Origin of the sequence: Serratia sp. BIGb0234 (assembly GCF_024809915.1) — a bacterium.
GTDB classification, from domain to species: domain Bacteria; phylum Pseudomonadota; class Gammaproteobacteria; order Enterobacterales; family Enterobacteriaceae; genus Serratia; species Serratia liquefaciens.
On the sequence record NZ_JANUEI010000002.1, the window covers coordinates 229,873 to 256,620 of the forward strand.

Sequence of the window (26,748 nt, forward strand, 5' to 3'; positions counted from 1 at the left end):
GCCTCCGGCTTCTGTTACTGATGTTCCTCGTCGTGAGGCTCCACTTTGGTGATGCGCACCAGCTCAATGCGGTACTCTGACACCTCAATGACTTCGAAGCGCAGCCGGTTAAGCTCCACCACGTCCCCCACCACCGGCATTTGGCCGTAATGGGCCAGCAGGAACCCAGCCAAGGTGGCGTAATCTGCCGTCGGGCTGACCAGATCTTCGCAGTTTAGCGCCTGCTCCAGCGAGTGCATATCGGCACCGCCTTTTACCAGCCAGCTGTCGGCTTCCACCACGATATCCGGCGTCTCATCCTCATCGGGGAACTCACCGGCAATGGCTTCCAGCACGTCCAAAGGCGTCACCAGCCCCTGCACGACGCCGAACTCATTGGTGACCACCACCAGTCGCCCCTTGGCGCGACGCAGCACTGCCAACAGATTAATCACGTCCATGGTTTCCGGCACCACGATCGGCGGTGTGCGCGCGGCAAACTCGGCGATGTCTTCGCCCCGTTCTACCGCCACCAGCAGATCCTTGGCACGCACCACGCCGATAATTTCATCCAACGAGTCACGACAAACCGGGAACAGGCTGTGTGGAGTATCCAACAGCTGTTCGCGCACCTCTTCACGGGAACGATCGCAATCCACCCATGAAATTTCGGTACGCGGCGTCATCACGCTACGCAGTGAACGCGAGGCCAGCGTCAACACGCCGCTGATCATATAGCGCTCTTCTTCCGCGAAGGTTTCATTCACCGGCAACGGTGCCGCTTCATCCGTCTGCTGCGCACGCTGTTGCCCCATCAGACGCATAATCGCCTCGGCGGTGCGTTCACGCATCGGGCGATGGGCCTGGTGCTTGATAAAGTTACGGCGCGCGATTTGGTTAAACAGCTCAATCAGGATCGAGAAGCCAATCGCAGCGTACAGATAGCCTTTCGGAATATGCATGCCAAAGCCTTCGGCGATCAGGCTCAAGCCGATCATCAACAGGAAGCTCAGACACAGCACCACGATAGTCGGGTGCGCATTCACGAAGTTAGTCAGCGGTTTGGAGGCCACCAACATCACCACCATAGCGATAACCACGGCGGTCATCATCACCGGCAGGTCGTTCACCATCCCCACGGCGGTAATCACCGCGTCGAGCGAGAACACTGCGTCAAGGATCACAATTTGCACCACCACCGCCCAGAACTTGGCGTAACCGCGGTTGGCACCATCCTGATGCGTCTGCCCTTCCAGCCGTTCGTGCAATTCCATGGTGGCCTTGAACAACAGGAAAACACCACCGAACAGCAGGATCAGATCGCGGCCGGAGAAGCTGAAGTCCGCGACGCTAAACAGCGGCGTGGTCAGCGTAACCATCCAGGAAATCACCGACAACAGGCCCAGACGCATAAACAGCGCCAGCGACAATCCGAGGATACGCGCTTTATCACGCTGCTTCGGCGGCAGCTTATCGGCCAAAATGGCGATAAACACCAGGTTGTCGATACCCAGTACAATTTCCAACACGACAAGTGTCAGTAACCCAGCCCAAATTGAGGGGTCCATTAAAAATTCCATATCAGACTCCGAAAAAAAGACAGGATTGCCGAGCGGTGCTCAGGCGTGAGAATGCCGACGCAGGATTAGCGCTGACAACAACAGCAAGATAACGGGATTGTAGTACCGGGGAATGGCCGAGCGGCCGTGTGATGTTTGCAACGCCAGCAGGTGGCGGGTGGAACCTTGAAAAACAGTAACTTCGGTGACAGTCCATAGGGTGGGCTGAGGCCCTTCACTCCTAAATATGAAAGAGGAAATACTCTAGCAGGAAATTTTTAGCCGGCAAAGAAGCTTTTTTACCTTCTGCATTCTCTTGTAACAGCTCTGTTGTTTAATTCCTCAAACGCTGCGTTAGGACTTATCCGAGCGCTCAATAACAGAGCAACGTCACAAAATTTATTTTTTCACTCACTAAAATAAATGGCGCTAACGTGGAACAACGCGCACAGGCATTTGAAACTGCGCGAGAAATGTTAAGAGCGGGTTTCCAGATTTCTACCATAATGTATCTGAACCGCGGAAGTGACTGCCAGGAAGCAAATGAACTAAAGACCGACACAATCCGTGCACGAAGTTCAATGAGGAGGTAGCGAGTGGCAATAGCTATTATCATCGGCACACACGGGACCGCAGCGGAACAATTGCTGAAAACGACGGAGATGCTATTGGGCGAACAGGACAACGTCGCTTTTATAGATTTCGTCCCCGGAGAAAATGCCGAAACGTTAATCGAGAAATACAACGGGAAAATCAGCGGACTCGACACCAGCGGTGGCGTCCTGTTCCTGGTGGATACCTGGGGCGGCAGCCCGTTCAATGCGGCCAGCCGCATCGCCGTCGATAAAGAAAATTATGAGGTCGTCACCGGGGTTAACATTCCCATGCTGGTGGAAACCTTCATGGCACGAGACGACAACCCCAGCTTCGACGAATTGGTCGCCCTGGCGTTGGAAACCGGCCGTGAGGGCGTGAAAGCGCTGAAAAAACCGGCAGAAGAGAGTGTTAAGCCCGCGGCACCGCAGAGTTCTCCCGCCGCCAAACCCGCTGCCCCACAAGCGCCGCTGGGGCCCAATGACCATATGAAAATCGGCCTGGCCCGTATCGATGACCGCCTGATCCACGGCCAGGTAGCGACCCGCTGGACCAAGGAAACCGACGTCAGCCGCATTATCGTGGTCAGCGACGAAGTTGCCGCCGACCACGTCCGCAAAACCTTGCTGACCCAGGTTGCCCCGCCGGGCGTCACCGCACACGTGGTTGACGTAGCGAAAGCCATTCGCGTGTGGAACAACCCGAAATACGCTGGCGATCGCGTCATGTTGCTGTTTACCAATCCGACCGACGTCTGGCGCCTGGTGGAAGCCGGTGTGGATATCAAGTCGGTGAATATCGGTGGCATGGCGTTCCGCCAGGGCAAAACGCAGGTGAACAATGCCGTGTCGGTTGACGAAAAAGATATCGAAGCGTTTAAGAAATTAAACGAGCGCGGTATTGAATTGGAAGTGCGTAAAGTCTCGTCCGACAGCCGGTTAAAAATGATGGACCTGATTAACAAACTCAATTAATGGCGACAGCCAGTAATTATTTTACTCAGAGATCTTTGGTCATAGGAGAAGTGCAATGGAGATTACCACTCTTCAGATTGTACTGATATTTATCGTTGCCTGTATCGCCGGGATGGGTTCCGTTCTTGACGAGTTTCAATTTCACCGTCCGCTGGTCGCCTGTACCCTGATCGGTTTTATCCTCGGTGATATGAAAACCGGTATCATCATCGGCGGTACGCTGGAGATGATCGCCCTGGGCTGGATGAACATCGGTGCGGCGGTTGCGCCAGATGCGGCATTGGCGTCCATCATTTCCACCATTTTGGTTATTGCCGGCGGACAAAGCGTCGGTGCCGGTATCGCCCTGGCCATCCCGCTGGCGGCAGCCGGACAAGTTCTGACCATCATCGTGCGTACCCTGACCGTCGCCTTCCAGCACGCAGCGGACAGCGCGGCAGAACGCGGCAGTTTACGCGCCATCACCTGGTTGCATATTTCCGCCCTGCTGTTGCAGGCGATGCGTATCGCTATCCCAGCGGTTATCGTCGCTATCTCGGTCGGCACCTCTGGCGTTCACGCGCTGCTTAACTCGATCCCGGAAGTCGTCACCAGCGGCCTGAACATCGCCGGCGGAATGATCGTGGTGGTCGGTTACGCCATGGTGATCAACATGATGCGTGCCGGTTATCTGATGCCATTCTTCTACCTCGGCTTCGTTACCGCCGCCTTCACCAACTTTAACCTGGTCGCGCTCGGCGTTATCGGCGTGGTGATGGCCGTGCTGTATATCCAGCTCAGCCCGAAATACAACAAGTCACAAGTTGTGCAAGCCGGCCCGGCTAACGCCAACGACCTCGATAACGAACTGGACTAGGAATAGGTGAGAGAAATGGTTGATACAACAGCTCAAAAGAAACTCACGCCAGCCGATATTCGCGGTGTGTTTATGCGTTCGAACCTGTTCCAGGGTTCATGGAACTTCGAACGTATGCAGGCGCTGGGTTTTTGCTTCTCCATGGTGCCGGTGATCCGTCGCCTGTACCCGGAAAATAACGACGATCGCAAACAAGCGATTAAACGCCATCTGGAGTTCTTCAACACCCACCCTTACGTGGCGGCGCCGGTGCTTGGCGTGACCATGGCAATGGAAGAGCAACGCGCTAACGGCGCGCCGATCGACGATGCGGCAATCAACGGCATCAAGGTCGGCTTGATGGGGCCTCTGGCCGGCGTAGGCGACCCGATTTTCTGGGGGACCGTTCGTCCGGTATTCGCCGCGCTTGGTGCCGGTATCGCCATGAGCGGCAGCCTGCTGGGTCCGATTTTATTCTTCGTCCTGTTCAACCTGGTGCGCCTGTTGACCCGCTATTACGGCGTGGCCTACGGCTATCGCAAAGGGGTGGATATCGTTAACGACATGGGCGGCGGCTTCCTGCAAAAACTGACGGAAGGAGCGTCGATTCTCGGCCTGTTTGTCATGGGGGCATTGGTTAACAAGTGGACGCACGTGAATATCCCGCTGGTGGTGTCTAAAATCACCGACCAGACCGGGCATACCACGGTGACCACGGTGCAGACTATCCTCGACCAGTTGATGCCGGGCCTGGTGCCGTTACTACTGACCTTTGGCTGTATGTGGCTGCTGCGCAGGAAAGTGAATGCGCTGTGGATTATCATCGGCTTCTTCGCCATCGGTATCTTTGGTTACTGGGTTGGCCTGCTGGGCCTGTAAGACGATTATCAGCCGGGGGGAAACCCCCGGTTTTTTTATTTGTGGAGTTGAAAGATGTCGCTGACCGATGGCGTATTACTGATTTTCACCGCGCTGATGCTGGTGTATGCGATTTACGACGAATTCGGGATGAACCTGCTGAAGGGCAAAACGCTGCTCAAGGTACAGCTAAAACGACGTAACCGGATTGATTGTCTGATCTTTGTCGGTCTGATTGCCATTCTGATTTATCGTAATGTCACGACACAGGGTGCTGCATTAACCACCTATCTGCTTATTTCTTTAGCACTGATCGCCGTCTACATATCCTATATTCGCTGGCCCAAGATGTTGTTTAAAGCGCAGGGTTTCTTTTATGCCAATGCGTTTATCGAATATAACCGCATTAAGGCCATGAATTTATCCGAGGATGGCATTCTGGTCATCGATCTGGAGCGGCGCAGACTGCTGATCCAGGTCACGCAATTAGACGATCTGGAAAAAATATATCACTTTTTTGTTGAAAATCAGTGATTAAAAATAACCTCAACAGAACCTCTGTTCTCGCCATGCGCTGAATGTGGATAATTAATCGCCAGCGCATAAGGCTACCTGATTATTATTTATGCAACATTATTGCACTCGCCTACATTATATTCCGTCTTGCATATTTTATTAATGAAAATAATTATCAATTCCAAATAAATATCCATGGGGAATAAGGGTTGTTGCCAACGGAAATAATATGGTATGGTTGCGCCGTCATTGGGGAGTAGCCGGTTTCTGGACAATTAAACGCCAGAAACGCCCGTATCAACATACTCGTTTTAATCATTAAAACGTGGTGCGGGCAGCCAGGTAAGGTTGGCGAGACCATAGACACGTAACTCCGTCGTATGGTTGGGGGTGGGTTACGTGTATATGGAGCCGCCCGGCCGAGGCTATTTTACATGAACTTGTCAGCTACTCTCATTCTCGCTTTTGGCATGTCTATGGATGCGTTTGCCGCATCGATCGGCAAAGGTGCCAGCCTGCATCAGCCCCGTTTTCGTGAAGCGCTACGCACCGGACTCATCTTCGGCGTGGTTGAAGCCATTACGCCGATTATCGGTTGGGGCATCGGCCTGTTCGCCAGTCAATACATCATGGAGTGGGATCACTGGGTCGCCTTCTCGCTGCTGTTTATTCTCGGTATGCGCATGATTGTCGAAGGCGTCAGAAACCGCCCTGAAGAAGAAGAGAAAGTGAAGCGTCACGGATTCTGGCTGCTGGTGGCCACGGCTATCGCCACCAGTCTGGATGCTATGGCTATCGGCGTTGGCCTGGCCTTCCTACAGGTGAACATTGTGCACACCGCCATGGCGATCGGCATGGCCACCATGATTATGGCGACGCTGGGCATGATGATTGGCCGCTTTATTGGGCCATTACTCGGTAAACGTGCCGAGATCCTTGGCGGCGTGGTGCTGATCGCCATCGGCGTCAATATTCTGCTGGAGCATTTGGGCTACCTCGCCTGAACCGACAGCACCCAAAGAAAAACCTGCCAACGGCAGGTTTTTTGTTTCTGCCCACCTTAGTTGGTCAGGTCATCGCTGGCCCGCACACTGTCGGGCGGCATTAAGCATGCCGGCGGCGATAGAGCGCAATAACGAAATCTGTTTCGCAGAGGAAGGTCTCACTGGCACTCAGGCGCTGCTGGACCTCCGGAGAGGCCCGCCAGGCAAAAGGCGTCATCTGCAGCAGATTGGCCGCCTGCTCGCCCGGCAGCGTCATCGGGTAGGCCAGCGATTCGACCCGCTCACAGTCAAAGCCTGCGAACTGCTCATTCTGTTCAGCATGCAGTTGCACCTGCTGATAAACCTGCTCTTTTAACTGATACAGATGGCGTGGACCAGGCGATACAGTCACCACGACGCCACCGGGTTTCACCACCCGGGCCAGTTCTTCCGCCTTGCAGGGCGCATAAATACGCAGAATGGCGTCTAAAGATGCATCGGCGAACGGCAGACGATGGCTCGACGCTACGCAGAATGACACCGCAGGATAACGCTTGGCCGCATAGCGGATCGCCACCTTGGCGACATCCAGCCCATACAGGGTCATATTGCGTTGTTGCGTCAATCGGGCAGCCACTTCCGCCGTGTAGTACCCCTCGCCGCAGCCGATATCCAGCAGCGCCTGTGCGTCGGGTGCCAGCGCCTCATCCAACAGCTCGGCTACCCGCTGCTGCAAAGGCCGATAAAAACCGCCATCCAGGAACGCGCGCCGCGCCTGCATCATTTCCGTACTGTCGCCGGGTTGCTTCGAACGCTTGTGCTGTACCGGCAGCAGGTTGACGTAGCCCTCTTTGGCGCAGTCAAACTGATGGTTAGCGTCGCAACGCCATTGCGGTGAGGAAAAATGAAGCGGCTGATGGCACAGAGGGCACTGATAAGACATGGCTTGGGTTCCAGAGAGATACGGCGCGGCTAGTCTAAAGAAGGCTTCTGTGTGATGCAAGGCGCATCCCATGGGGGCTAGCCAAGCAGGAAAAAAACTGACTACACTGACGCTAAGTTTTCTGACGCAGGTAAAGACGTTTATGACCGACTATTCCCCGCTTCTCAACCGCGTTCCCGCTATTCGACACGGTTTCGGCAACAAGAGCGCGTTGCTGCCTGGGCATCTGCAGCCCTACCGCGCCACCTTGCCGGAAAAAAAACAGGTACACGGCACGCGCATTGTCGACGTAACGCAGGCAGCACAGGCGTGCGGTGAGGCCGATGGGTTCTATACCAGCCAACCGGGCATTCTGCTCAGCGTGTTAACGGCAGACTGCCTGCCGGTGATTTTCAGCCGCCATGACGGCTCGGCCATTGCAGCCGTGCATGCCGGCTGGCGTGGGCTGCTGGATGGCGTTCTGGAGCAGCTGGCGGCGCGTATCGCACAAGATGACTCAACCACCAACTGGGTTGCGTCCATCGGCCCTGCGGCCGGCCCATGCTGTTATGAGGTGAACGAAGAGCTGGTCGAACGGTTCAAACAGCAGTTGCCGCTGCCCGCCAGCTTAATCAGCCCCCACTATCGTCACCTGGATCTGGCCGCAATCGCCGAATCCAAACTTCGCGAGCTGGGGTTCGCCGCCGTGGACCGTGCCGGCAGTTGCACTATCTGCACGCCAAATACCGACCCGCTCCAGCCACAGCGCTTTAAATACACCAGCTATCGGCGCAACAGTCACCGTCGCGAACAGGATCCCACCCACCCTGGCATCACCGGACGCAACCAGTACGCGGCCATTATTATCACCGGCGAATAACAGAAACGAAAAAACCCGCACCAAGGCGGGTTTTTTGTACAGCTGACGCTGATTAGATTGCAGTAACGTTTACTGCAGATGGGCCTTTCTGGCCATCTTGGATTTCGAACTCAACGTTCTGGCCTTCAGCCAGGGTTTTGAAGCCGTTACCCTGGATTGCAGAGAAGTGTACGAACACGTCTTTGCTGCCGTCAGCTGGAGTGATGAAACCGAAACCTTTAGATTCGTTGAACCACTTAACTTGACCTTTGATCTTTGCCATCTTGAGTATTTCCTTTGGATTGTTTAAACCGCCCGTAGGCGTTACATAGACAAACTAGAGTCGTTACTGCTTGAGGCACTAAGATAAGGATCGGCAGAGAAGCGGTATTCAACGCTAACGTTTTTACTCAGAACTTCTTTACTGAAAATGCCACACATATACAGAACTGTACCTCGTTTTACCCAGATGCGTTATCACATACTCTGTATTCGATGGCAAGCCATTTTTAATCACTGATGGAGCTGTCGCACATATTTGAAACGGTCGAGAGCAATATAAGCTTAAATAGGCTAAAAGATGTTGAAGCCTTAGCTATTTTCTGCTTAACACTTACACTGCGCTACACTCCGCATCCTGACTGAATTTTAACAATTCTTTCATCCGATTGACTCATGAATGTTGCAACATATAACCCCAGCCAGACGCTTAGAACGTTAAAAAATTTGAATCTTTATGGAATTTCTTATACGACATTTGAATATCGATGAACGGGCGTATTGGAGACCGGCTGATCCGACCATTGGGTTGCCATCCGGACGGCTCAACGCTGGCATAGCCCACTCTTCGGCAATCCCTCCGCCTGCAACAGTACAATAATACCAGGGTAAATTATTGCCACGCTCGCCAACTGACCATAATTTATGCAACCCAAGCCCTACCATGAAAATCAAATAGCGTGCCACTTTTGGGTGCATAAGCATGCAAAATCAGAATTTACGCACCGTGGTCGTGCATCCACAGAGAAATACATCCTCCGTTACGCCGTTAAATAACGCCAATAACCTTGAGGTCAGTGCGAACCTATAGCGAAATTAAATCTTAAAAACCGAGCGGGTATTTATGCGATCAAGAGCAATTGCGAGTTGACGTATTTATTTTATCTTTTGTCGCGCCGCTACCCTATTCAAGTCAACCGGTTAGGCCAGGTTGTGGATATTGCCGTCCGGCAAGCTGCCCACATCGCTACAACCTGCGGTGGGACTGGCTTGCGGACGGCTACGGGGGCGACGCCAGCCCCGCTTGCCACGAATTAACGCTTAAGAGTTAGGTTCAAGCAGAATGCGCTCACCAATTTTAATTGGCCGGAACCGGTGTTGCTCTATCCCGGCCGAACTCAACGCCAGTTTTAATTGCTGCGGCGGCTCATCCAATGACTCATCGGCTAATTCAAAAACACCCCAATGGATTGGAATGACCTGCGGCGCATTTAATTGCTGATACAGCGTCACCGACTGTTGCGGATCCATATGTTGTTCCTGCATGAACCAACGTGGTGCATAAGCGCCTATCGGCAACGCCGCCACGTCGAAAGGCCCTAAACGCGCGCCAATGTCCGCCAGCCGCTCCGAATAGCCGCTGTCGCCCGAAAAATAGAATCGAAGTGCCGGATGATGAATTACCCAACCGCACCATAAAGAGCGATTGCGGTCCCACAGGGTGCGCATACTCCAGTGGCGCGCCGGCGTACTGTGAAACGTCAGGTCACCCAACTGCAGGCTATCCCACCAGTCCAGCTCCTCGACCCGTTGCAGGCGATAGCGACGGAACCAACTTTTCAGCCCCAACGGGACGATAAAGGTCGCGTGCGGAAAACGACGCGCCAACTGCCTGATGGTGCGCCGATCGAGATGGTCATAATGGTTATGCGAGATCAATACCACGTCCACCGTCGGTAACTGCTGCACCGTCAGCGGCGTTGGGGTCTTGCGCTTTGGGCCATAAAAACTCAACGGCGATGCGCGCTGCGACAACACCGGGTCAATCAGAATGTAACGCCCTTCAAGACGCAGCAGCATTGAGGCATGCCCCAACCACCAGATACCGTTGTCACTGCCGCTGAGGTCGGCCTGCTGCCACCAGCGTTGGGTAAACTGTTGGTATCCCATTTGCGGCGGCTTGGGCAGGCCCTGCTGCTTGCGCTCATCCTGCCAGCGCTTCAAATCCCCTTCCCGGCGCAGAGTAGGCTCCGGGTTACGAAACCCTTGCGGCGTATGGTGCGCTTTGCCGGCATCATAGTAACGATTGGTTATCTTCAAGTTGCTCTCCCGACCACTGCGGACACCCTGCACGGGCAGTTTCGATAACATAACAAAATAGACGATTGGTGCGCTTTGTGAACTGTGCTCACCTCAGGGGGGACCTTTTTGCCTAATGTGGTGTCACAATCCCTGTGAGAATGCCAGGGCCGCCTAGAGCCTGTTAAGCATCTCTTAAGATCCTTGTGTTTTACTTATAGGACATTCAGAAAAGGAGAAGTTATGAGCCGTTCTACATCACGCAAATCACGTGTTCGCATGGGCCGTATCCGTAGCGCGATGCTGGCACAGATGCAGTATTGGAAAATGTATGTCGCGATGAAACTGCGCCGCGTACGCGTGCCGGCACCCCTGGTGCTGTTGTTTGGCGCGATGGTGAGTTTTTTCATGCTGGCCGTATTGATGCTTAGCGTGGTCGCTATCGATGTCATCACCACGGTATTCCTGCTGTGCAGGAAGCTGTTGGGGTTGGGCCGCTCCGCACCGGGCAATGCCTTTATGCCACGCGGCTAAATGAAAATGGGAGGCGCAAAACGCGCCTCCGTTAAACCTTAACGCCGAACGTTAGCGCCCTTGCGGCGCGTCAGCTTGAACCCTACCCACAACAGCAAGATCCACACCGGCATCAGCAACACCGAGATACGGATCCCCTCGCTGAAATACATGATGACCAGGATTAGACTGAGGAACACCAGGCACAAATAGTTGCCGAACGGGTACCACAACGCCTTGAAGCTCGGGATCACGCCCTGACGGTTTTTCGCCGCGCGGAAGCGTAAATGCGCCAGGCAAATCATCACCCAGTTGATCACCAGCGTGGACACCACCAGCGCCATCAGCAATTCAAACGCCTTGCCGGGCATCACATAGTTGATCAGTACACCGACAGAGGTCACCAGCGCCGACAGCGCAATCGACAGCACCGGCACGCCGCGCTTGTTCACCCGCGTCAACGCCTTGGGCGCATTGCCCTGCGTAGCCAGGCCGAACAGCATGCGGCTGTTGGCATAGACGCCGCTGTTGTACACCGACAGCGCTGCCGTCAGGACCACCACGTTAAGCAGGGTCGCCACCAGGCTGCTGTCCAACGCATGGAAAATCATCACGAACGGGCTACCGCCTTCCACCACTTTGTCCCACGGATAAAGCGACAGCAGGACCGTTAGCGAACCGATATAAAAAATCAGGATGCGGTACACCACCTGATTGGTGGCCTTGGGGATGCTGCGGCGCGGATCGGCGGCTTCGGCCGCAGTGATGCCGACCATCTCCAGGCCGCCGAACGAGAACATGATCACCGCCATCGCCATCACCAGCCCGCTGATGCCGTGCGGCATAAAGCCCCCCTGCTCCCACAGGTTGTTGAGGCTGGCTTGCGGACCGCCGTTGCCGCTGGCCAGCAGCCAGGCACCAAACAGGATCATACCGACGATCGCCACCACCTTGATGATGGCAAACCAAAACTCGGTCTCGCCATACAGTCGGACATTGACCAGGTTGATCAAATTGATCAGGACAAAAAATACCGCGGCGGAAACCCAGGTTGGGATGTCCGGCCACCAGTACTGAATATAAATACCGACGGCGGTCAGTTCGGCCATACCGACCAAAATGAACATCGCCCAGTAGTTCCAGCCGGAAAGAAAACCGGCGAAATCGCCCCAATATTTATAAGCGAAGTGGCTGAACGACCCGGCAACCGGCTCCTCGACCACCATTTCCCCCAGTTGGCGCATGATCAGGAAGGCAATGAATCCGCCGATGGCATAGCCCAGCAATACCGATGGGCCGGCCATTTTAATGGTCTGCGCAATGCCGAGAAACAGGCCGGTGCCAATAGCGCCGCCCAGGGCGATAAGTTGTATGTGTCTGTTTTTTAAACCGCGTTTTAGCGGGGTATCCTGCTGCTGACCGCCCATCTTATCCTCATATGGCGTGGGAACCTGGCGCTGTTGCACAAGATTTCGCCATTCAATAAATGTATCTGCGGGCGGCTTTTTAACACTTAACCCCGTGAGCATCAAGGAGTAGCACCCCGGCGACGTCGGCCAAGGCGCTATTTTATGCTGGGATTAACGGCAGTAAGGGCAGGTTTTTAGCTGGACAGACCGCAAAGTTTGGTCAGGTTGCGGGCACCAATCATCAGCGTGGCGACGTAGGACTGGCGGCGTGTTACCACCTCTACCGCCACGCGATCGTTTTGATATTTTATCAGGTAGGTTGACGGCCAGCCCTGTCGGCGCTGACCAAAGCTTTCGGCATGACGATCGATTGCCGCATGGGCAATCACCAGATGAGACAAGTTTTTATCACCTTTAATAATGCGCTTCATAAACAGGCTCCGCCAGAGACAGTTCTGTTGTCATAAAAAGGGAAAAATCATCAGTAATTCTGGTGTTTCAACGGACCATTTCGTTGGTTTGCTGGCTCAGCAGGAAGCAGATCATTGCCGCACGCAGCGGGCTGCTGCTGTCCGCCTGCCATTCGCCGCGTTGGGTGATCATACGCGCCTGCCACTGCGGGTTGTCGCCCTGGCTGTCGGCATTCAGGCTGATTTTATTGGCGCAGATAATCGGCCAGGCATCGGAGGGATTCTTGCAATAGTCTTTACCTTTCACACCGCCGTAGGGATACCATTTGTCCGGATTTTCTCCGGTGATCAGCGCAATGCTGCGGTTCACCTCGGCGTCGCTTTCTTCATACCATTTAATCATCGGCTTTATCCATCTTTCGTAGAGTTGGCGCTACATTACGATGCCAATACGACAGATTTATGACAACGCGAGGGCTTTCCACATTATCTCCACTAATGTTTTTTCGGCTTTATCTTTTCCTGGGCGCTGATTACACTTTTTCCCTGTTTTGTTGCGCAGGAATACCGGCATGTTAACTGGCCTCAACCATCTGACGCTTGCAGTCAGCGACGTCAACCGCAGCTTCAATTTTTATAGCAACCTGTTGGGTTTTGTCCCACATGCTCGCTGGCAAACTGGCGCCTACCTGTCTCTGGGGGAGCTGTGGCTGTGTTTGTCATGGGACGACGCACGAGCCGTAAATTCAGCGAAGGATTACACCCATTACGCGTTCAGCGTGGCGCCGGCAGATTTCGCCAAGGTTGCTTCGCGGCTGCGCCAGGCAGGGGTTGATGAGTGGAAAACTAACCGTAGCGAGGGGGCGTCGCTGTACTTTCTTGATCCGGACGGACACCAATTGGAAATTCACGGCGGCGACCTGGCCAGTCGGTTGGCGGCGTGCCGCGCAGCGCCCTATCAGGGAATGGAGTTTTTCTAAGCGATGCGGGTGGCGTAAACTTGGGCATGCCACCCGGCAGAAAGTTTGATTAACGCTCGGGGATAAAACCTTTGAAATCCAGCGCCGGGCTGAGATCGTCATCGTCGATTACGCTATCGCCACGCGCGCTTTGCGCCAGGCTTTTCAATAATGCAGTCTGCTGACGCTGCTGCTCGGCAATTTCCTGCAGCAGACGGACCTGTTCATTGGCACGCACACTGGCACGATTCACCAGGAACCAGACCCATAATCCCACCAACAGCGCCAGCGCCGCGAGGGCCAGCGAAAGCAGGCTATTCGAACCAAAACCTAAATCGTACATGGACAACCCTACCTACTGCTAAAAACAGGCGCACATCTTAACACTCCGGGTGCGGGCACGAACATCTTGATAGTAAATTGTTATGCACCGCTGCGCATCTCACCAGGGAATGAAACGAGTAACGGAACACACCCCCAACGCAAAGGAGCCTCCCTCATCGCAGTAGCTATCCAGCGCCAGCAGGTAAAAAAACAGACAGGCCGCAAGGAACGCCACTATCACGAGGACTTTTTTTCGCAACAAATTTAGCAGCCTCATTGTTATCTTGATAATCTGTTCGTGATGCTACCACAGCTAACTTAAACGAAGTTTAACCTGTCGTTTAGAAACCGTTTTGACGATGACTTTTCAGATTGTTACCGTTGCAGCCTGCGTCGGCGCGTGGCTATATCGCAACGACGATAAATAAACGGGAGTTATAATGAGTAAGCTGATTAAGGGGTTACTGCTACTGGCAGTGGTGTATGGCGTATTTTTGTTTTCGGGATACGGCGTATTAGTCGGCAGCAACAAGAACGTGGCTGGCCTGGGGTTGCAGTGTAAATATATGACCGCACGCAATGTGGTGATTGCTCAGTATCTGCACGGGGACAACGGCGTCATTGGCGTGGCCGACTGTCCGCTGTTCAAAAAAGTCGAAACGGTGGTGGATTGATCACCACCGCCCGAAACCGTCGCCTGGCGACGGTTTCCCCCATCAGTTGCGGGTAAACTTCATCTCAATCAGCGCAATCGCTTTTTCGATCGCCCTGCGGGTCACGGGATCGGCACCGGCAGGATGAGTGGAGAAATCGATGCTTTTCAGCTGGCTTGCCATCTTGTCACGCACCTCGGTCGGCGCGATAACGTCGATAACATCCAGAATCTGTTTGATTACCAGTTGGCAGGCAACCAGGTCGGAGGCCAATTCCTGATCGTTGCTCAGCATGTCTGACATAATTACTTTCCTTCTTGATTCAGTCGCCGCACAGAATAACATGTCACCTGGTGCTTTGCCGCCCCCAGGTTGTTTGCCGCTGAATTTCAACGTTATTGCGCATCGGGTGCCAAAATGCCCGGCCGTATTGGCCTATACTTAAGGTTTAAGCGACGCGCTTACCGGCGCATCCTTCAGCCACACCCCAACAGGAGAAAGTTATGGCAAATCACAATGTGAAATCCTGGGCAACCGTACGTGAAACCTCGGTTGAAATCGCGGAGGCAATTTTTGAGCTGGCAAAAAACGATGAGGTTCTGGCACAAAAAATCTGGGAGGAAGGCAGTGACGAAGCGTTGCAAATAGCTTTCGCCAAAACCAGTGCCGACCAGCTGTACTGGGGCGAAGAAACCGTGGAGCGAAAAAACGTCTAATCCACGCAACTCAGCAATAAAAAGCCCGGGTCACTGCTGCGCCCAGGCTTTTTCGGTTTTCGGTCAACCCCGACTTGGGGTCGTGTTGTTCCCTGAAATCACGGCTCTTCACCTCCCACACCTTCCGCATTATTCATTCTCATCACCGGCGTCACCATAAAAGCGGCAACGCCCACAATCACAACCAGAGTAATAATCACTGTCATTAACATGCGATCACCCCTTCAACGCTGAATTGTCACGGCTGACTCTGCTTTGGCGGTTATTCTTTGCGACCAGAACCACTGCGATATCAGCGGTAGCGGGCAACCTCAGATTAGCCGTTTTTCCTTCCGCCTGACAAGCTGCTTGACGATGGTTTTTCCGAATAATTTCGCCTGGGTGACGGCGGTCTTTTTGTCCATGGCGGCAAGTTGTGTATACTTCAGCGCTATGTAGATCTCACACAGACGCACTGATGATACAAGAACACCACCTCTCATTAGTCTGCGCCCTCAGTAAATGGGTCGAAACTCACCTTGGAAGAGTGATCCATCTTGAAGAGCTGGCCGAGTATTCCGGCTACTCCCTGTGGCACATGCAGAAGCTGTTCAAAGAAGCGACCGGGATTTCGCTCGGTAAGTATATTCGCGAACGCAGATTGGCCGGGGCGGTTTACCAGTTGCGCACCAGTGACGCCTCCATCTTCGACATCGCTCTGGATTTCGGTTTTGGCTCGCAATCGCATTTCACTTATATGTTCAGAAAGCGCTTCAACATCACGCCTTATGATTTCCGTCAGGATTTAAGCGTCGACCTGCATATCGCCCCGCCGCTGCACGTCATTCATCAAAAAACCGCCTGACTCTCTTTCCCGCCGCCGCTAACGGCGGGCTAATGTGCCCACAGCACCACTAAAATAGCGACCAGAGCGGGCAGCGCCTGTACACGGAGAATCTTGCGGCTCGCGGTCAGCCCACCAAACACGCCCGCCACCAGCACACACCCAAGAAAGAACAGTTGCACCGCCGGCTCCTCACGCCAGACGCCCCAGGCTAATCCCGCCGCCAGAAAACCGTTGTATAACCCTTGATTGGCCGCCAGCACCCGCGTGGCGGCAGCAAACTCCGCGGTGGTGGCGAACACTCGCCTGCCGGTAGGCTTCTGCCATAGGAACATTTCCAGGATCAGGATATACAAATGGATCGCTGCAATAAGCAACACCACTATATTAGAAAGAATTATCATTGTTATTAGCAGGGTTAATCAGATATTGGGTTTTATAAGTATAACCTCACTGAGAATATTGCGAATATATCGACATAAAAAAACCCGCCGTAGCGGGTTTATTGCATAATCATTCAGAGTTAGCTCAGAACAACAACCAGCATGGCTGCGATAGAGATCCAGAACGCCGCCGTTGCAATAACAACATGGGATAATCTTGCACGATAGAGTACTTGGCTCATATTAACCTCACAGGCTTCTGACTAGCGGTAGATAACATCACTTCTTGAAAGTTATCTTAATCCACTGCTCCGACCATTTATTTGCGCAAGATCACTATTTACCAGATAAACTATATCGATGCGAAAACATGGAATTCCGATCACATTAATTTAACGTTAATAGAGCGAAATGAATAAAAATATCCCGTTGTTATAGCACGAAGGTATCAATCATCGCTCCAGGGCAGGCGTGGCGCGGTCATGCGGGGACCGCAATAGCCGACGACATCGGGAAAACGTGAATTCCCCTGCTCCCAATCACGTTGCGCACGGCTAATCTCTTGTTTGCTGTGGCCGACAAAATTCCACCAAATGAGAATCTCTTCGGTTAATGGCAAGCCACCGATTAATAATGCACGACTTCCTTTCTTGGCACGTAACTCGATACGGTTAAGATTTATACCTAAATAGGCGAATTCATCAGGTGAAAATTTTTCATCATTAACCTCAAATGCACCAATAAGGGGCAATAAACCTATTTCAAAATCTTTTCGCAGAGGTAATTGCAAATAACCATCAGCCTGCCATTCCAAATCCATGGCGATTAACGGTGAAAAAGTCGACACCGGAGAGCGATATTGTTCGAACTCCCCCACCAGTAAAGTGTGTTTGACCTCATCGTGCAGCCAGCACGGCAAGTCGGGATAATGATCGAAGCGCGGCGCAGTATCGGCATGTTCTGCAGGCAAGGCAATCCACAATTGTGCAGCATGCAAACGCCGTTGCTCACCGGTGGACTGTTCGGTATGCGCTATACCGCGTCCTGCGGTCATCAGATTGACCTGTCCGGGCCGTATCACCTGTTCGCTGCCCAGGCTATCCCGGTGCAGAACTTCCCCTTCAATCATCCAGGTAAAGGTTTGCAGACCGATATGCGGATGTGGACCAACGTCCATCCCCTGGGAGGAACCGCTGAATACCGACGGGCCTGCATGGTCGAGAAAGCACCATGCGCCTAGCGTACGCCGTTCACGGGTGGGCAAGGCACGGCTTATCGGGATACCACCAACTTCGGCGTTACGTACGGCAATACGTTGGATCTGACGGATGCCGTCAACCACAGGACAATCACGGGAAGAGGATGAATAGGTTGGGCGGGAATTGCTCATGATTAACGCCTCCAGAACGACACACGGGTTGAGCGAGTAGCTGGACGCCAGCTTATCATGAGCAAGCGACCAGAACGCAACCCGGGAGGCAGAAGGCTACGACGCCTTTATATAGCAGCCTTTGATGTCGACCTCATCGCGTGCATGCTTGAGATCGGAAAAGTAAGTCACACCAAAAAGAATCGATACCACTAACAACACGGAAACCAGTAAACCGATAACGGCCAACAGCTTGGTTTCATCGTGGAGATTGTGCTCCATTTTATCTCCTGTATTGAACGACATCACGTCAGCCATAGCGTGACTGAAAGCGTAAAAATGATCAGGGAACAGGACGCTATCGCCAGCACAATGACAGCGAATTGCGCGTCTCCCAAAGTTTCACGGTAGTTTTTATCTTGTGAGGTATTACGTTGTTGTTTCACAGAATCTATCTTAACTCATCACGCGTTAACGTTTTTGTGAAGGGTGATTGATAAAAGCCCGCCATTGCGGGTTTGTCAGATTCCGCGCCCAATGCCACTCAGACCTCAAGAGTGGCAAGACGCTATCAACTTTCCTCACCAGGGTCAACACTCCCCCAGAACTGAGATGACCAAGATTACGATGCATTCAAAAGTCTTATTAAGACAATAAAATAATTAGGCTAACTTATGCAAGTAAACATAAAAAAAGCCCGATAACAGATCGGGCCAGGCAGTGTCGTGCTGCTGTGGGTATTACTGCGGAATACGCAGCACCTGCCCCGGATAAATTTTGTCCGGGCTGGACAGCATTGGCTTGTTCGCTTCGAAAATCTTGTTATACAGATTTGCGTTGCCATACACTTCTTTCGAGACCGCACTCAGGGTGTCGCCCTTCTTCACGGTATAGAAACGGCTTTCCGCGGCGGCTTGTTCAACCGCTACTTTGTCTTCCACGCCGCTGATACCTGCCACGTTACCGATGGCCACCAGGATCTTCTCTTTCAACTCCTGACTGACCGCATCCCCGGTTACTACGGCTTTACCGTCAACCACCTGCACATCAACCTTATCGATACCCGGCAAGCCGGTTTTATTGAGATGGTCCTTCAGTTTTGCGCTTTGATCTTCGGCTGTCGCATTGCCGGTCACTGTGTCCCACAGTTTCTCGCCCGCTTCTTTGACGAAGTTAAACAAACCCATATTCACTCCTTTCGATGGTTAGCATGTTGCATTGACTTAAGACTTATTAAGCTTAGCACCGCAAGAGGGATATTCAATTGGTCCAACAGTATTAAGCGGTTAGAGTAATCCGAAAGTGCCAACTTTCATTGCCAATCTGTCCTTTTATGCAGCACCTGACATGAAACAATCGCTGAAGTTACCTACAATAAGAGCATGGAAGGATTAGGAGGAAGGATATAAGAAGCGATGTACGCCTTGGTGATGTTTGTCTGTTATCTGGACGGCGGCTGCGCCGATATCGTGGTTGACGTGCTGCGTGACGAACGCCAGTGCCTGATCAGTATGAAAGAACAAAACCTGCGCCACGCCGGCTGCTTCCCATTTGAAGATTTTATCGATGGCTTTTGGCTACCCGCCAACGAATATGCGCCGATGTAAATCGCCAAAAGACTTTTATACTACTTTCCTCTGAGGAATTTCTGAATTCACCGGAAAGCCGGCATGCCGACGATGCTTTATGCCACTATTTTGCTAAATTGCCTCACCCGAACGATATGGAGATGGCGCGATGCCCGTTTCTACCTTCTCAAACGAACACTACGAAGCCCTGTTACGCGACGTCAGCCTGGTGGTCGGCGGCGCGGTCATTCAACTGATCAATCTCAACAAAAAAGTTTCCGGCAATAATATTCTGGCCCATTTGGTTAACGAGATTGAACATGAAACCAATCAGCAACGCTTTGCTACATTGCGTTCCGCCATCGAAGTGATGGGGCAAGCCCCCAAAGGTTAACAACCCAATAAAAAAGGCAGAGCTTTCGCTCTGCCTGATTACCGTTTTATCCCGACACAGGAAGAAGGTAATGGTGTTGAAACTTAGAAACGATAGGTCAGGTTCACTGCCACGACGTCGTCAGTGCTCAGCTTCAGTTTGTTATCGTCGTTCAACTGGTTGATTTTGTAGTCAACGTAGGTGTACATGTTTTTGTTGAAGTAGTAAGTCGCACCCACTTCCACGTATTTCACCAGATCAACATCGCCAATCCCTTCGATATCCTTGCCTTTAGACTGCACGTAGGCCAGAGAAGGACGCAGACCGTTTTCGAACTGGTACTGGGCCACAACTTCGAAGTTCTGCGTTTTGTTGGCGAAGCCAGATACGCCGTTGCCGCTGATTGGCGTCATGTTGCGCGTATCGGCGTACATGGCAGCCAGGTAAACCTGGTTGGCGTCGTATTTAATCGCTGTGGTCCAGGCCGTTGCGCTGTCGCCTTTACCGTAAACAGATTTTTTCTGATCGCTGGTGCGGTTGGAATCCGAGAATGCCGCCGCTACGCCGATACCGGAGCCGCCGATGTCCTGGTAATCCAGGGACATGCCGTAGCCGTCGCCGTTTTGTTTGGTCACACCGCGGCTGTCGCTGTCGTTTTTGCCCTGGTACTGCAACGCCAGGTTCAGGCCTTCCACCAAGCCGAAGAAGTCGCGGTTACGGTAGGTAGCCAGGCCATTGGAGCGCGCGGTCATAAAGTTGTCGGTGTAGCTGTAGGAGTCGCCGCCGTATTCCGGCAGCATGTCGGTATAGGCTTCTGCGTCGTACACCACGCCGTAGTTACGGCCGTAGTCGAATGAACCGTAGTTGGCGAACTTCAGGCCAGCAAAGCCCAGACGGGTTTTGGTGCCGGCAGTGCCCTGCGCTTCATCGTGGTTGGCCTGGACGTTGTATTCCCACTGGCCGTAACCGGTCAGTTGGTCATTGATTTGCGTTTCGCCTTTAAAACCGAAGCGGACATAAGTCTTGTCGCCATCTTCGGATTTGTCATCGCTGAAAACATGTTTGGCTGCTACGCGACCGTACAGGTCGAGTTTATTGCCATCTTTATTATAAATTTCTGCCGCGTTGGCAAAGGAGGTCATTGCCCCTAAGGCAATAGCTAAGGCTAATACACTGCGTTTCATCATTTATTTTCCTAGATATTATAATTTTAATTTCTGCCCATCACGCCCAATTTATGGTTTGGGCTGTGATCTTTATCATTTAGTGTTTTATGAGCGCCTCTAATTAAGAAGCCATGTGACATTAGCATCATGAATCCAAACTTAAAATAAAAAAGTTCATAAAACACCGTGGATAAAGCATGTTTATGTGTAACAAAATATTACAACAAAGAAGTCAATCAACTCATTGATTCATATTGATATTTATTACATATCTTATAACCAATTTGGTGCAACGCACCATAAAGGTGCAATTTGATTTCCTTTTGTATGCTTTCCATTCGATTCATAAATACCATGAATCTTAGCATGGTTACTAATAACGTTACTTATTTCACATTTTTATCTGAGTAAAGTCATTGCGGTGATTTAGTGTGTTTCGCCACGTTTTAAGCAAGTCTTTTACCGCTTCGAATAATTAAATCGATTCAAACCATCAAAAAATGAAGGCAAAAATAAATTCAACATAAAATATAAGTTTCGATAGAGAGACTATAAAGAAGGGGAAGTAACAGGAATTAGCAGCAGGATATACCACCGTTATTTAAGGTTGCAGCCGACATCGCTACAACCTTAAATACTGTAAGTATAAAACCGTATTCGAAACTGACAGGTTAATACAGCGTGCTGCGCGGCGCTTCAATCAGCACCATACCGGCGCGCAATCCAAGTGCGACCTGGGGATTAGGGAACAAAATCCATTCTCTGGCATGCTGAACCCGGTACTCCTCCCCCGGTTGTTCACACAGTAACGTCCCCTGCTCCAGCTCGGTAAAATTGGCGGTATCATCACTGAGATGCAGTTTGAACGCTTCGCTACGTTTGATCAGCGATCGCTCAACGCGGAACACCCGCAGAGCCTCTCCCATTCGCTGCGGCAAGGCTTCGCCACTGACTGCCGCCTGCAGTGCACGGTTAATGGCCGCAAATTGCTGTAAATCATTGCTACCAAACGGCCGCGCCTTGCCCAGTTCCAGCGTACAGCTGGCGGCGCCGGCATGCTCACTGGTGAAATTACTGAAGGTGCCGCCCGGCGCACTGTGGATCACCAACGCATCCAAATCGGCCGCGTCCAGCAATGCCAGCATCTCGGCACTGTAAGGCCGGGTCTGGAAAGGAAGAATCCCGAAGCGCGGCAGGCGCGAGTCTCGGATAGCCGTATGCAGATCATAATGGAAACGTGTCGCTTGCTCACCGTCGAAAAACGCGGCGACGGCCTGCTCCAGTTGCTGCGCCCGCACGGTTTCGTCGCTGTGGCTGAAATCGCGATAGCGGCCGCCAAACATCCGGTTCATGTCGCTGTGCAGGTACCGTTTATTGGCGCGCATTGACGGTGGATTGCCCAATATCACCAGCAGCCGAACCACCAAAGTTCGCTCGCCGCCAAGCAGATCCTTGACCAGTTGATTGAGCAGCTCAATCGGCGCCGTTTCATTGCCGTGGATCCCCGCCGACAGCACCACCGCCTGCCGGTATCCCCGGCGCGGTGTGATTTCCAGCAGGCCTTCCCCCAGCCAACGCCAGTGTAAATCCGCATTTTCGCCCCGTTGCTCTTCGGGCGTTTGCCCTTCCAGCGTCAGAGCCAACAAATCAAACATGATGACATCGCCTATTGTTGGAAAGGATAAACCGATCCCAGCCCGAGGATGGTCGTCAGGGTATCCAGCGCATCGCGCCCTTCACGCAGCAATTGCGGGTCAGCCAAATCGTTCTGCGTCAGACGATCTCGGTAATAGCGGTCAACCCAGTCATTGAGCGTAACGAACAGCGTATCGTTCATCATCACGCGCGGATTGACTGCCCGCAATTCCTGCTCGTTCAGCGCCACACGTAATCGCAGGCAGGCAGGCCCACCGCCATTGCGCATACTTTCACGCAGATCGAACACCTTGATTTCATCAATTGGTCCGCCACTGGCCACCATCTCGCTCAGATAGCCCCACACGCCGCGATGCTGACGCGACTCTTCCGGCACCACAATCATCATCTTGCCGTTAGGCTTGGTCAGAATTTGGCTGTTGAACAGATATGTCGCGACCGCATCCGCCACGGAAACCCGCTCCGTCGGCACCTCAATCGCCACCAGTTCGCTGTCCAGCGACGCCATTTTGCGACGCACTTCATCCAGCGCCTGCTGCTGCTGATAAAACGCCTGCTGATGGTGGAACAATACATTCTGGTTACTGACGGCGATAACGTCGTTGTGGAATACGCCCTGATCGATCACCGCCGGATTCTGTTGCACAAACACCGTATGTTGCTCATCCAACTGGTGCAGACGGGCAATCGCCTCCCCGGCCTCGCGCGTCTGGCGTGCCGGATAGCGAGTTGGGGCGATTTCTCCGCCAAACTCCTGTCGGCCGTAGACGAACATCTGCACGCTACGCTTGCCATAATCGCCGCCCAGTCGGTTGTGGTTGGCCGCGCCTTCGTCACCAAACAGCGCCACCTGCGGCAAAGCCTCATGGTGGGCGAAATGGCGTGGATCGTTGAAAATCGCCCGCAGCACGCCGGTGGTGGTCTCGGCCTCAATCGCGCGATGGAATTTGTTGTTCAGATTGGCCGCGGTGAAATGCACTTTGCCATCCGCGCTGTCCGCCGAAGGTGAAATCGTGGCCGCATTGGCGGTCCACATGCAAGAAGCCGAGCTGAGCGCAGACAGCAGGCGCGGAGACTGCTTCATCGCCTGCGCCAAGACCGTTTCGTCGCTGCCGCTGAAACCCAACTTACGCAGCATCGGCAGGTGCGGCCGTTCCTGCGGCGGCAATACCCCCTGCTGAAAGCCGAGATCCGCCAGCGCCTTCATCTTCAGCAGCCCCTGTTTGGCCGCCAGTTTCGGATTCGACACGCTGTTTTGATGCTGGGTCGAGGCCTCATTGCCAAATGACAACCCGGCATAGTGATGCGTCAGGCCCACCAGACCATCGAAATTGACTTCATATCCTGACATGCTTTTCTCCTGGGCCCAGCAAGCTCGGCCCTACTCAAAACATACCCTATGAATTTCAAGTTGCAGCCAGGCGAGCAGTTTGCTCATCCCCAGTTATTGTAGGGGCGCTACATGCTGTGCCCGCGTTAAACGGGGCGAACTTATTCGCCCCGCTGCGGCTTGAAAGGCGACGGGTAAAATTTAATTAAACGACAGCCCCGGCGACAAACTGGCCGGCAGCGTCAGGCTTTCGCTTTCCAATGACGCCATTGGCCAGGCGCAATAATCTGCCGCGTAATAGGCGCTCGGACGGTGGTTGCCGGACGCCCCGACACCGCCGAAAGGTGCCGCACTGGAAGCCCCGGTTAAAGGTTTGTTCCAGTTGACGATACCGGCACGCGCTTCCAGCAGCAGATGATCAAACTGCTCACGCAGCGGCGAGACCAGCCCAACCGACAGGCCATAACGCGTTTGGTTGGCGATACGCAGCGCCTCATCAAAGTCGTTATAGCGAATGATGGTGGTCAGCGGGCCGAAGTACTCTTCGTCCGGTACGTCACGCACCCCGGTCACGTCAATAATGCCTGGGCTGAGCAGCGCGCTGCCGCTTTCCAGACGCTGCATGGTCAGCAGAGCGTTGCCGCCCAGTGCCAACAGGTGATGTTGCGCCGCCAGCATTTTTTCCGCCGCCGCCGAAGAGATCACGCCGCCCATGAACGGCTGCGGTTCAGCGTCCCAACGCCCGACACGCAGCGCACTCGCCACCTGCACCAAACGCTCGATAAAAGCGTCGCCCTCACTGCCGCGTTTCACCAGAATGCGGCGCGAGCAGGTGCAGCGCTGGCCGGCGGAAATAAACGCCGACTGAATCGCCAGGTTAACCGTCGCATCGCGATCCTCGATCTGATCGATAATCAGCGCGTTGTTGCCGCCCATTTCCAGCGCCAGGATCTTTTCTGGCTGCCCGGCCAACTGGCGATGCAGATGGTAACCGGTACCCGCGCTGCCAGTGAACAGCAGGCCGTCGATATCCGCGCTGGCGGCCAGCGCCTCACCGGTTTCACGCCCGCCCTGCACCAGATTGAGAACCCCATCGGGCAGCCCGGCCTGTTGCCACAGCTTCAGGGTTTCCTCGGCAGTTTGCGGCGTCAGTTCACTCGGCTTGAACACCACGGTGTTGCCCGCCAGCAGCGCCGGCACGATGTGGCCATTCGGCAAATGTCCGGGGAAGTTATAAGGGCCGAACACCGCCAGTACTCCATGCGGGCGGTGGCGCAGCACCGAAGCGCCGTCCGCCATCGCAGTCTGGCTTACGCCGGTACGCGCCTGATAGGCCTGCAATGAAATCGCCACTTTGCCGATCATCGCCTGCACTTCGGTCAGGGTTTCCCAACGCGGTTTACTGGTTTCACGGCTGATCACCGCCGCCAAAGAAGACTTGTGCTCTTCCAACAAAGCGGCAAAACGCTTCACCAACTGTTCGCGTTGTTCGAATGGGGTACGAGCCCAGGCCGGAAAAGCGGCGCGGGCAGCTTCACAGGCGGCAGCAACATCGCTGCCGTCGGCGGCGTTAGCCTGCCACAGCGGTTGGTTATCAACCGGATCGGTTTTGCTGAACGCAGCGCCATGGCCTTGCTGCCAGGCGCCATTAATAAAGAGTGCAGGATGTGACATTACGCTTTCTCCTGTGCAATAAGGGGGATGACCCGCACCGGGCTGCCTTGTTCAACGCCCAGCGCCTCGGCGGTAGCGGCATTGAGATGCAGACGGTCGTCATACAGATCGGCATTGACCAGCAGTGCGCGGTAATTCTCATAATGATCGTTGGCCACCAAAAGAGCCGGCGCATCGGCGCGCATCGGGGTCTCATCCAGTACCACTTTCACCAGACGGCTTTGTTTGACCGCGCGGATCTGATCGATTTCCGCTTCCAGCGTTGGGCCACCGTCAAAAATATCGACGTAACCCTGATAACGCAGCCCTTCGGACTCCAGTACCCGACGTGCAGGCACGGTCTGCGGGTGCACTTCGCCTATTACTTTTTGCGCGTCTTCGGCCAGGAAATCGACATATAGCGGGTGTTTCGGCATCAGTTCGGCGATAAACGCTTTCTGGCCGGTGCCGCTCAGGTAGTCCGCCTTGGCGAACTCGATGGAAAAGAAATGGTTCCCGACGCTCTCCCAGAACGGCGAACGGCCCTCTTCATCAGAGAAACCGCGCATTTCGGCAATCAGCCGGGCGGAGAAACGCTCACGGAAAGCGGCGATAAACAGGAAACGCACCTTCGACAACAGCTTGCCGTTTTCACCGTGACGATAGTCCGGATCGAGGAACAGCGTACACAGTTCGGAATGGCCGGTGTGATCGTTACTGAGGAACAGCGTCGGCACCGATTTATACACGTTCAACTGTTTGGATGCATGCACCTGCGTGCCGACGCGGAAGCTGTACCAGGGTTCAGTCAGCCCGACGGCCACTTCAATCGCGCAAACCCCTACCGCCTGCTGGCGCTCGCTGTCTTCCAGCACAAACAGATAACACTGGTCACCACGCGGAAGTTCGCCTTGCCAGGTTTTTAACGCCCGCTCAATGCGTGCCGACAAGGTATCTTCATCTTGTGGCAGGGAAGTGAGACCGATGCCGGACTTACCGGCTAGCGTCAGTAAGTCAGCCAAATCGCGACGCTCTATAGGGCGAATAATCATCATAATGCGAACCT

Annotated in this window: 33 protein-coding genes and 1 riboswitch; of the genes, 13 read left to right on the forward strand and 20 right to left on the reverse strand. The window is 53.5% G+C overall.

The genetic code is table 11. The features are described from left to right. Positions 1-14: 14 nt before the first annotated feature. Positions 15-1,559: a TerC family protein gene (locus M2407_RS08095; protein WP_046373328.1), complete on the reverse strand. Its 1,545-nt coding sequence runs from the start codon at positions 1,557-1,559 to the stop codon at positions 15-17. Positions 1,560-2,134: 575 nt separating this feature from the next. Between M2407_RS08095 and manX the strand changes: the two genes are divergently transcribed. From manX to mntP, 5 genes are all read left to right on the forward strand, one after another. After that, positions 2,135-3,106 (forward strand): PTS mannose transporter subunit IIAB, encoded by a 972-nt coding sequence (gene manX, locus M2407_RS08100; RefSeq protein WP_046373327.1) that lies wholly within the window; start codon positions 2,135-2,137, stop codon positions 3,104-3,106. A 55-nt stretch (positions 3,107-3,161) separates the two neighbouring features. Further along, positions 3,162-3,962, forward strand: coding sequence for a PTS mannose/fructose/sorbose transporter subunit IIC (locus M2407_RS08105; protein ID WP_017893113.1), 801 nt, complete (start codon positions 3,162-3,164; stop codon positions 3,960-3,962). 15 nt (positions 3,963-3,977) lie between these two features. Next, entirely contained in the window at positions 3,978-4,820 is an 843-nt protein-coding gene (locus tag M2407_RS08110; protein ID WP_012145539.1) for a PTS mannose transporter subunit IID, read from the forward strand. A 54-nt stretch (positions 4,821-4,874) separates the two neighbouring features. Beyond that, positions 4,875-5,333 (forward strand): DUF986 family protein, encoded by a 459-nt coding sequence (locus tag M2407_RS08115; RefSeq protein WP_020827301.1) that lies wholly within the window; start codon positions 4,875-4,877, stop codon positions 5,331-5,333. Between the two features lie 221 nt (positions 5,334-5,554). Further along, positions 5,555-5,742, forward strand: a riboswitch (yybP-ykoY riboswitch). Between the two features lie 7 nt (positions 5,743-5,749). Continuing rightward, positions 5,750-6,319, forward strand: a complete 570-nt coding sequence (gene mntP, locus M2407_RS08120) for a manganese efflux pump MntP (protein ID WP_041414651.1) — start codon at positions 5,750-5,752, stop codon at positions 6,317-6,319. Positions 6,320-6,419: 100 nt separating this feature from the next. On the opposite strand, the gene rlmA is transcribed toward mntP, so the two are convergent. After that, the gene (rlmA, locus tag M2407_RS08125; protein ID WP_217331347.1) at positions 6,420-7,241 is read right to left on the reverse strand and encodes a 23S rRNA (guanine(745)-N(1))-methyltransferase; all 822 of its coding nucleotides are present in this window, start codon (positions 7,239-7,241) and stop codon (positions 6,420-6,422) included. A gap of 142 nt (positions 7,242-7,383) precedes the next feature. Between rlmA and pgeF the strand changes: the two genes are divergently transcribed. Then, positions 7,384-8,100 carry a peptidoglycan editing factor PgeF gene (pgeF, locus tag M2407_RS08130; protein ID WP_259217548.1) on the forward strand — a complete coding sequence of 239 codons (717 nt, stop codon included), beginning with the start codon at positions 7,384-7,386 and terminating at the stop codon, positions 8,098-8,100. Positions 8,101-8,152: 52 nt separating this feature from the next. On the opposite strand, the gene cspE is transcribed toward pgeF, so the two are convergent. The 3 genes from cspE to M2407_RS08145 form a co-directional block, all read right to left on the reverse strand. Then, complete coding sequence (gene cspE / locus M2407_RS08135; protein WP_002221949.1) at positions 8,153-8,362, reverse strand: transcription antiterminator/RNA stability regulator CspE; 210 nt, start codon at positions 8,360-8,362, stop codon at positions 8,153-8,155. Positions 8,363-8,403: 41 nt separating this feature from the next. Further along, positions 8,404-8,520, reverse strand: coding sequence for a DUF2627 domain-containing protein (locus M2407_RS08140; RefSeq protein WP_071593021.1), 117 nt, complete (start codon positions 8,518-8,520; stop codon positions 8,404-8,406). 879 nt (positions 8,521-9,399) lie between these two features. Further along, entirely contained in the window at positions 9,400-10,398 is a 999-nt protein-coding gene (locus M2407_RS08145; RefSeq protein WP_020827305.1) for an MBL fold metallo-hydrolase, read from the reverse strand. 222 nt (positions 10,399-10,620) lie between these two features. On the opposite strand from M2407_RS08145, the gene M2407_RS08150 reads away from it, so the two are divergent. Then, on the forward strand, positions 10,621-10,911 hold the full coding sequence (locus M2407_RS08150; protein ID WP_020827306.1) for a hypothetical protein: 291 nt from the start codon (positions 10,621-10,623) through the stop codon (positions 10,909-10,911). Positions 10,912-10,949: 38 nt separating this feature from the next. On the opposite strand, the gene M2407_RS08155 is transcribed toward M2407_RS08150, so the two are convergent. From M2407_RS08155 to M2407_RS08165, 3 genes are all read right to left on the reverse strand, one after another. Continuing rightward, positions 10,950-12,317 (reverse strand): amino acid permease, encoded by a 1,368-nt coding sequence (locus M2407_RS08155; protein WP_048760154.1) that lies wholly within the window; start codon positions 12,315-12,317, stop codon positions 10,950-10,952. A 176-nt stretch (positions 12,318-12,493) separates the two neighbouring features. Next, complete coding sequence (locus tag M2407_RS08160) at positions 12,494-12,730, reverse strand: DUF4060 family protein (protein WP_020827308.1); 237 nt, start codon at positions 12,728-12,730, stop codon at positions 12,494-12,496. A gap of 67 nt (positions 12,731-12,797) precedes the next feature. Then, the gene (locus M2407_RS08165) at positions 12,798-13,112 is read right to left on the reverse strand and encodes a phage protein NinX family protein (protein WP_020827309.1); all 315 of its coding nucleotides are present in this window, start codon (positions 13,110-13,112) and stop codon (positions 12,798-12,800) included. Between the two features lie 169 nt (positions 13,113-13,281). Here M2407_RS08165 and fos point away from each other — a divergent pair, with 169 nt between their 5' ends. Continuing rightward, positions 13,282-13,689 carry a fosfomycin resistance glutathione transferase gene (fos, locus tag M2407_RS08170; protein ID WP_129982719.1) on the forward strand — a complete coding sequence of 136 codons (408 nt, stop codon included), beginning with the start codon at positions 13,282-13,284 and terminating at the stop codon, positions 13,687-13,689. Between the two features lie 49 nt (positions 13,690-13,738). Here the strand turns inward: fos and M2407_RS08175 are convergent, their stop codons facing one another. Then, positions 13,739-14,011: a YebO family protein gene (locus M2407_RS08175; protein WP_020827311.1), complete on the reverse strand. Its 273-nt coding sequence runs from the start codon at positions 14,009-14,011 to the stop codon at positions 13,739-13,741. Between the two features lie 99 nt (positions 14,012-14,110). Further along, on the reverse strand, positions 14,111-14,269 hold the full coding sequence (locus tag M2407_RS08180) for a PhoP/PhoQ regulator MgrB (protein ID WP_044551945.1): 159 nt from the start codon (positions 14,267-14,269) through the stop codon (positions 14,111-14,113). A gap of 163 nt (positions 14,270-14,432) precedes the next feature. On the opposite strand from M2407_RS08180, the gene M2407_RS08185 reads away from it, so the two are divergent. Further along, entirely contained in the window at positions 14,433-14,666 is a 234-nt protein-coding gene (locus tag M2407_RS08185) for a YobH family protein (RefSeq protein ID WP_020827312.1), read from the forward strand. Between the two features lie 42 nt (positions 14,667-14,708). Here the strand turns inward: M2407_RS08185 and M2407_RS08190 are convergent, their stop codons facing one another. Next, complete coding sequence (locus M2407_RS08190; protein ID WP_004945684.1) at positions 14,709-14,948, reverse strand: DUF2766 family protein; 240 nt, start codon at positions 14,946-14,948, stop codon at positions 14,709-14,711. 200 nt (positions 14,949-15,148) lie between these two features. On the opposite strand from M2407_RS08190, the gene M2407_RS08195 reads away from it, so the two are divergent. Continuing rightward, positions 15,149-15,361 (forward strand): YccJ family protein, encoded by a 213-nt coding sequence (locus M2407_RS08195; RefSeq protein ID WP_037419942.1) that lies wholly within the window; start codon positions 15,149-15,151, stop codon positions 15,359-15,361. Positions 15,362-15,818: 457 nt separating this feature from the next. Next, positions 15,819-16,205 carry a helix-turn-helix domain-containing protein gene (locus M2407_RS08200; protein ID WP_041414657.1) on the forward strand — a complete coding sequence of 129 codons (387 nt, stop codon included), beginning with the start codon at positions 15,819-15,821 and terminating at the stop codon, positions 16,203-16,205. A 29-nt stretch (positions 16,206-16,234) separates the two neighbouring features. Here M2407_RS08200 and M2407_RS08205 read toward each other — a convergent pair whose 3' ends face one another. From M2407_RS08205 to lysM, 4 genes are all read right to left on the reverse strand, one after another. After that, the gene (locus M2407_RS08205) at positions 16,235-16,588 is read right to left on the reverse strand and encodes a DUF1304 domain-containing protein (protein WP_046373320.1); all 354 of its coding nucleotides are present in this window, start codon (positions 16,586-16,588) and stop codon (positions 16,235-16,237) included. 427 nt (positions 16,589-17,015) lie between these two features. Continuing rightward, positions 17,016-17,957: a pirin family protein gene (locus M2407_RS08210; protein WP_142815072.1), complete on the reverse strand. Its 942-nt coding sequence runs from the start codon at positions 17,955-17,957 to the stop codon at positions 17,016-17,018. Positions 17,958-18,053: 96 nt separating this feature from the next. Further along, the gene (locus M2407_RS08215) at positions 18,054-18,218 is read right to left on the reverse strand and encodes a hypothetical protein (protein ID WP_020827317.1); all 165 of its coding nucleotides are present in this window, start codon (positions 18,216-18,218) and stop codon (positions 18,054-18,056) included. A gap of 458 nt (positions 18,219-18,676) precedes the next feature. Then, on the reverse strand, positions 18,677-19,123 hold the full coding sequence (gene lysM, locus M2407_RS08220) for a peptidoglycan-binding protein LysM (RefSeq protein WP_020827318.1): 447 nt from the start codon (positions 19,121-19,123) through the stop codon (positions 18,677-18,679). Positions 19,124-19,351: 228 nt separating this feature from the next. On the opposite strand from lysM, the gene M2407_RS08225 reads away from it, so the two are divergent. Both M2407_RS08225 and M2407_RS08230 read left to right on the forward strand, forming a co-directional pair. Next, positions 19,352-19,543: a YebW family protein gene (locus M2407_RS08225; protein ID WP_012145560.1), complete on the forward strand. Its 192-nt coding sequence runs from the start codon at positions 19,352-19,354 to the stop codon at positions 19,541-19,543. Between the two features lie 130 nt (positions 19,544-19,673). Beyond that, positions 19,674-19,898: a biofilm development regulator YmgB/AriR family protein gene (locus tag M2407_RS08230; protein WP_020827319.1), complete on the forward strand. Its 225-nt coding sequence runs from the start codon at positions 19,674-19,676 to the stop codon at positions 19,896-19,898. A gap of 83 nt (positions 19,899-19,981) precedes the next feature. Here M2407_RS08230 and ompC read toward each other — a convergent pair whose 3' ends face one another. The 5 genes from ompC to astA form a co-directional block, all read right to left on the reverse strand. Continuing rightward, positions 19,982-21,064, reverse strand: coding sequence for a porin OmpC (gene ompC, locus M2407_RS08235; protein ID WP_046373317.1), 1,083 nt, complete (start codon positions 21,062-21,064; stop codon positions 19,982-19,984). A gap of 650 nt (positions 21,065-21,714) precedes the next feature. Next, positions 21,715-22,698 (reverse strand): succinylglutamate desuccinylase, encoded by a 984-nt coding sequence (gene astE / locus M2407_RS08240; protein ID WP_259217568.1) that lies wholly within the window; start codon positions 22,696-22,698, stop codon positions 21,715-21,717. Positions 22,699-22,709: 11 nt separating this feature from the next. Continuing rightward, entirely contained in the window at positions 22,710-24,050 is a 1,341-nt protein-coding gene (gene astB / locus M2407_RS08245) for an N-succinylarginine dihydrolase (protein ID WP_259217570.1), read from the reverse strand. Positions 24,051-24,230: 180 nt separating this feature from the next. Continuing rightward, the gene (astD, locus tag M2407_RS08250) at positions 24,231-25,703 is read right to left on the reverse strand and encodes a succinylglutamate-semialdehyde dehydrogenase (protein ID WP_130016299.1); all 1,473 of its coding nucleotides are present in this window, start codon (positions 25,701-25,703) and stop codon (positions 24,231-24,233) included. Continuing rightward, a complete protein-coding gene (gene astA / locus M2407_RS08255) occupies positions 25,703-26,737 on the reverse strand; it encodes an arginine N-succinyltransferase (RefSeq protein ID WP_020827406.1) in 1,035 nt (344 codons plus the stop codon). Before astA ends, astD begins: the two co-directional genes overlap by 1 nt. Positions 26,738-26,748: the final 11 nt, after the last annotated feature.

What these genes read in the sequence shown, in the direction of transcription:
- M2407_RS08165 (WP_020827309.1), bottom strand. Translation starts at nt 13,112, where the DNA reads ATGATTAAATGGTATGAAGAAAGCGACGCCGAGGTGAACCGCAGCATT.
- lysM (WP_020827318.1), bottom strand. Translation starts at nt 19,123, where the DNA reads ATGGGTTTGTTTAACTTCGTCAAAGAAGCGGGCGAGAAACTGTGGGAC.
- astE (WP_259217568.1), bottom strand. Translation starts at nt 22,698, where the DNA reads ATGTTTGATTTGTTGGCTCTGACGCTGGAAGGGCAAACGCCCGAAGAG.
- M2407_RS08160 (WP_020827308.1), bottom strand. Translation starts at nt 12,730, where the DNA reads ATGAAGCGCATTATTAAAGGTGATAAAAACTTGTCTCATCTGGTGATT.
- M2407_RS08230 (WP_020827319.1), top strand. Translation starts at nt 19,674, where the DNA reads ATGCCCGTTTCTACCTTCTCAAACGAACACTACGAAGCCCTGTTACGC.
- mntP (WP_041414651.1), top strand. Translation starts at nt 5,750, where the DNA reads ATGAACTTGTCAGCTACTCTCATTCTCGCTTTTGGCATGTCTATGGAT.
- M2407_RS08205 (WP_046373320.1), bottom strand. Translation starts at nt 16,588, where the DNA reads ATGATAATTCTTTCTAATATAGTGGTGTTGCTTATTGCAGCGATCCAT.
- M2407_RS08215 (WP_020827317.1), bottom strand. Translation starts at nt 18,218, where the DNA reads ATGGAGCACAATCTCCACGATGAAACCAAGCTGTTGGCCGTTATCGGT.
- cspE (WP_002221949.1), bottom strand. Translation starts at nt 8,362, where the DNA reads ATGGCAAAGATCAAAGGTCAAGTTAAGTGGTTCAACGAATCTAAAGGT.
- M2407_RS08195 (WP_037419942.1), top strand. Translation starts at nt 15,149, where the DNA reads ATGGCAAATCACAATGTGAAATCCTGGGCAACCGTACGTGAAACCTCG.
- astA (WP_020827406.1), bottom strand. Translation starts at nt 26,737, where the DNA reads ATGATGATTATTCGCCCTATAGAGCGTCGCGATTTGGCTGACTTACTG.
- M2407_RS08105 (WP_017893113.1), top strand. Translation starts at nt 3,162, where the DNA reads ATGGAGATTACCACTCTTCAGATTGTACTGATATTTATCGTTGCCTGT.
- M2407_RS08185 (WP_020827312.1), top strand. Translation starts at nt 14,433, where the DNA reads ATGAGTAAGCTGATTAAGGGGTTACTGCTACTGGCAGTGGTGTATGGC.
- M2407_RS08210 (WP_142815072.1), bottom strand. Translation starts at nt 17,957, where the DNA reads ATGAGCAATTCCCGCCCAACCTATTCATCCTCTTCCCGTGATTGTCCT.
- rlmA (WP_217331347.1), bottom strand. Translation starts at nt 7,241, where the DNA reads ATGTCTTATCAGTGCCCTCTGTGCCATCAGCCGCTTCATTTTTCCTCA.
- M2407_RS08225 (WP_012145560.1), top strand. Translation starts at nt 19,352, where the DNA reads ATGTACGCCTTGGTGATGTTTGTCTGTTATCTGGACGGCGGCTGCGCC.
- M2407_RS08110 (WP_012145539.1), top strand. Translation starts at nt 3,978, where the DNA reads ATGGTTGATACAACAGCTCAAAAGAAACTCACGCCAGCCGATATTCGC.
- fos (WP_129982719.1), top strand. Translation starts at nt 13,282, where the DNA reads ATGTTAACTGGCCTCAACCATCTGACGCTTGCAGTCAGCGACGTCAAC.
- pgeF (WP_259217548.1), top strand. Translation starts at nt 7,384, where the DNA reads ATGACCGACTATTCCCCGCTTCTCAACCGCGTTCCCGCTATTCGACAC.
- M2407_RS08150 (WP_020827306.1), top strand. Translation starts at nt 10,621, where the DNA reads ATGAGCCGTTCTACATCACGCAAATCACGTGTTCGCATGGGCCGTATC.
- M2407_RS08140 (WP_071593021.1), bottom strand. Translation starts at nt 8,520, where the DNA reads ATGTGTGGCATTTTCAGTAAAGAAGTTCTGAGTAAAAACGTTAGCGTT.
- astB (WP_259217570.1), bottom strand. Translation starts at nt 24,050, where the DNA reads ATGTCAGGATATGAAGTCAATTTCGATGGTCTGGTGGGCCTGACGCAT.
- M2407_RS08095 (WP_046373328.1), bottom strand. Translation starts at nt 1,559, where the DNA reads ATGGAATTTTTAATGGACCCCTCAATTTGGGCTGGGTTACTGACACTT.
- M2407_RS08190 (WP_004945684.1), bottom strand. Translation starts at nt 14,948, where the DNA reads ATGTCAGACATGCTGAGCAACGATCAGGAATTGGCCTCCGACCTGGTT.
- astD (WP_130016299.1), bottom strand. Translation starts at nt 25,703, where the DNA reads ATGTCACATCCTGCACTCTTTATTAATGGCGCCTGGCAGCAAGGCCAT.
- M2407_RS08155 (WP_048760154.1), bottom strand. Translation starts at nt 12,317, where the DNA reads ATGGGCGGTCAGCAGCAGGATACCCCGCTAAAACGCGGTTTAAAAAAC.
- M2407_RS08175 (WP_020827311.1), bottom strand. Translation starts at nt 14,011, where the DNA reads ATGTACGATTTAGGTTTTGGTTCGAATAGCCTGCTTTCGCTGGCCCTC.
- ompC (WP_046373317.1), bottom strand. Translation starts at nt 21,064, where the DNA reads ATGATGAAACGCAGTGTATTAGCCTTAGCTATTGCCTTAGGGGCAATG.
- M2407_RS08115 (WP_020827301.1), top strand. Translation starts at nt 4,875, where the DNA reads ATGTCGCTGACCGATGGCGTATTACTGATTTTCACCGCGCTGATGCTG.
- M2407_RS08200 (WP_041414657.1), top strand. Translation starts at nt 15,819, where the DNA reads ATGATACAAGAACACCACCTCTCATTAGTCTGCGCCCTCAGTAAATGG.
- M2407_RS08180 (WP_044551945.1), bottom strand. Translation starts at nt 14,269, where the DNA reads ATGAGGCTGCTAAATTTGTTGCGAAAAAAAGTCCTCGTGATAGTGGCG.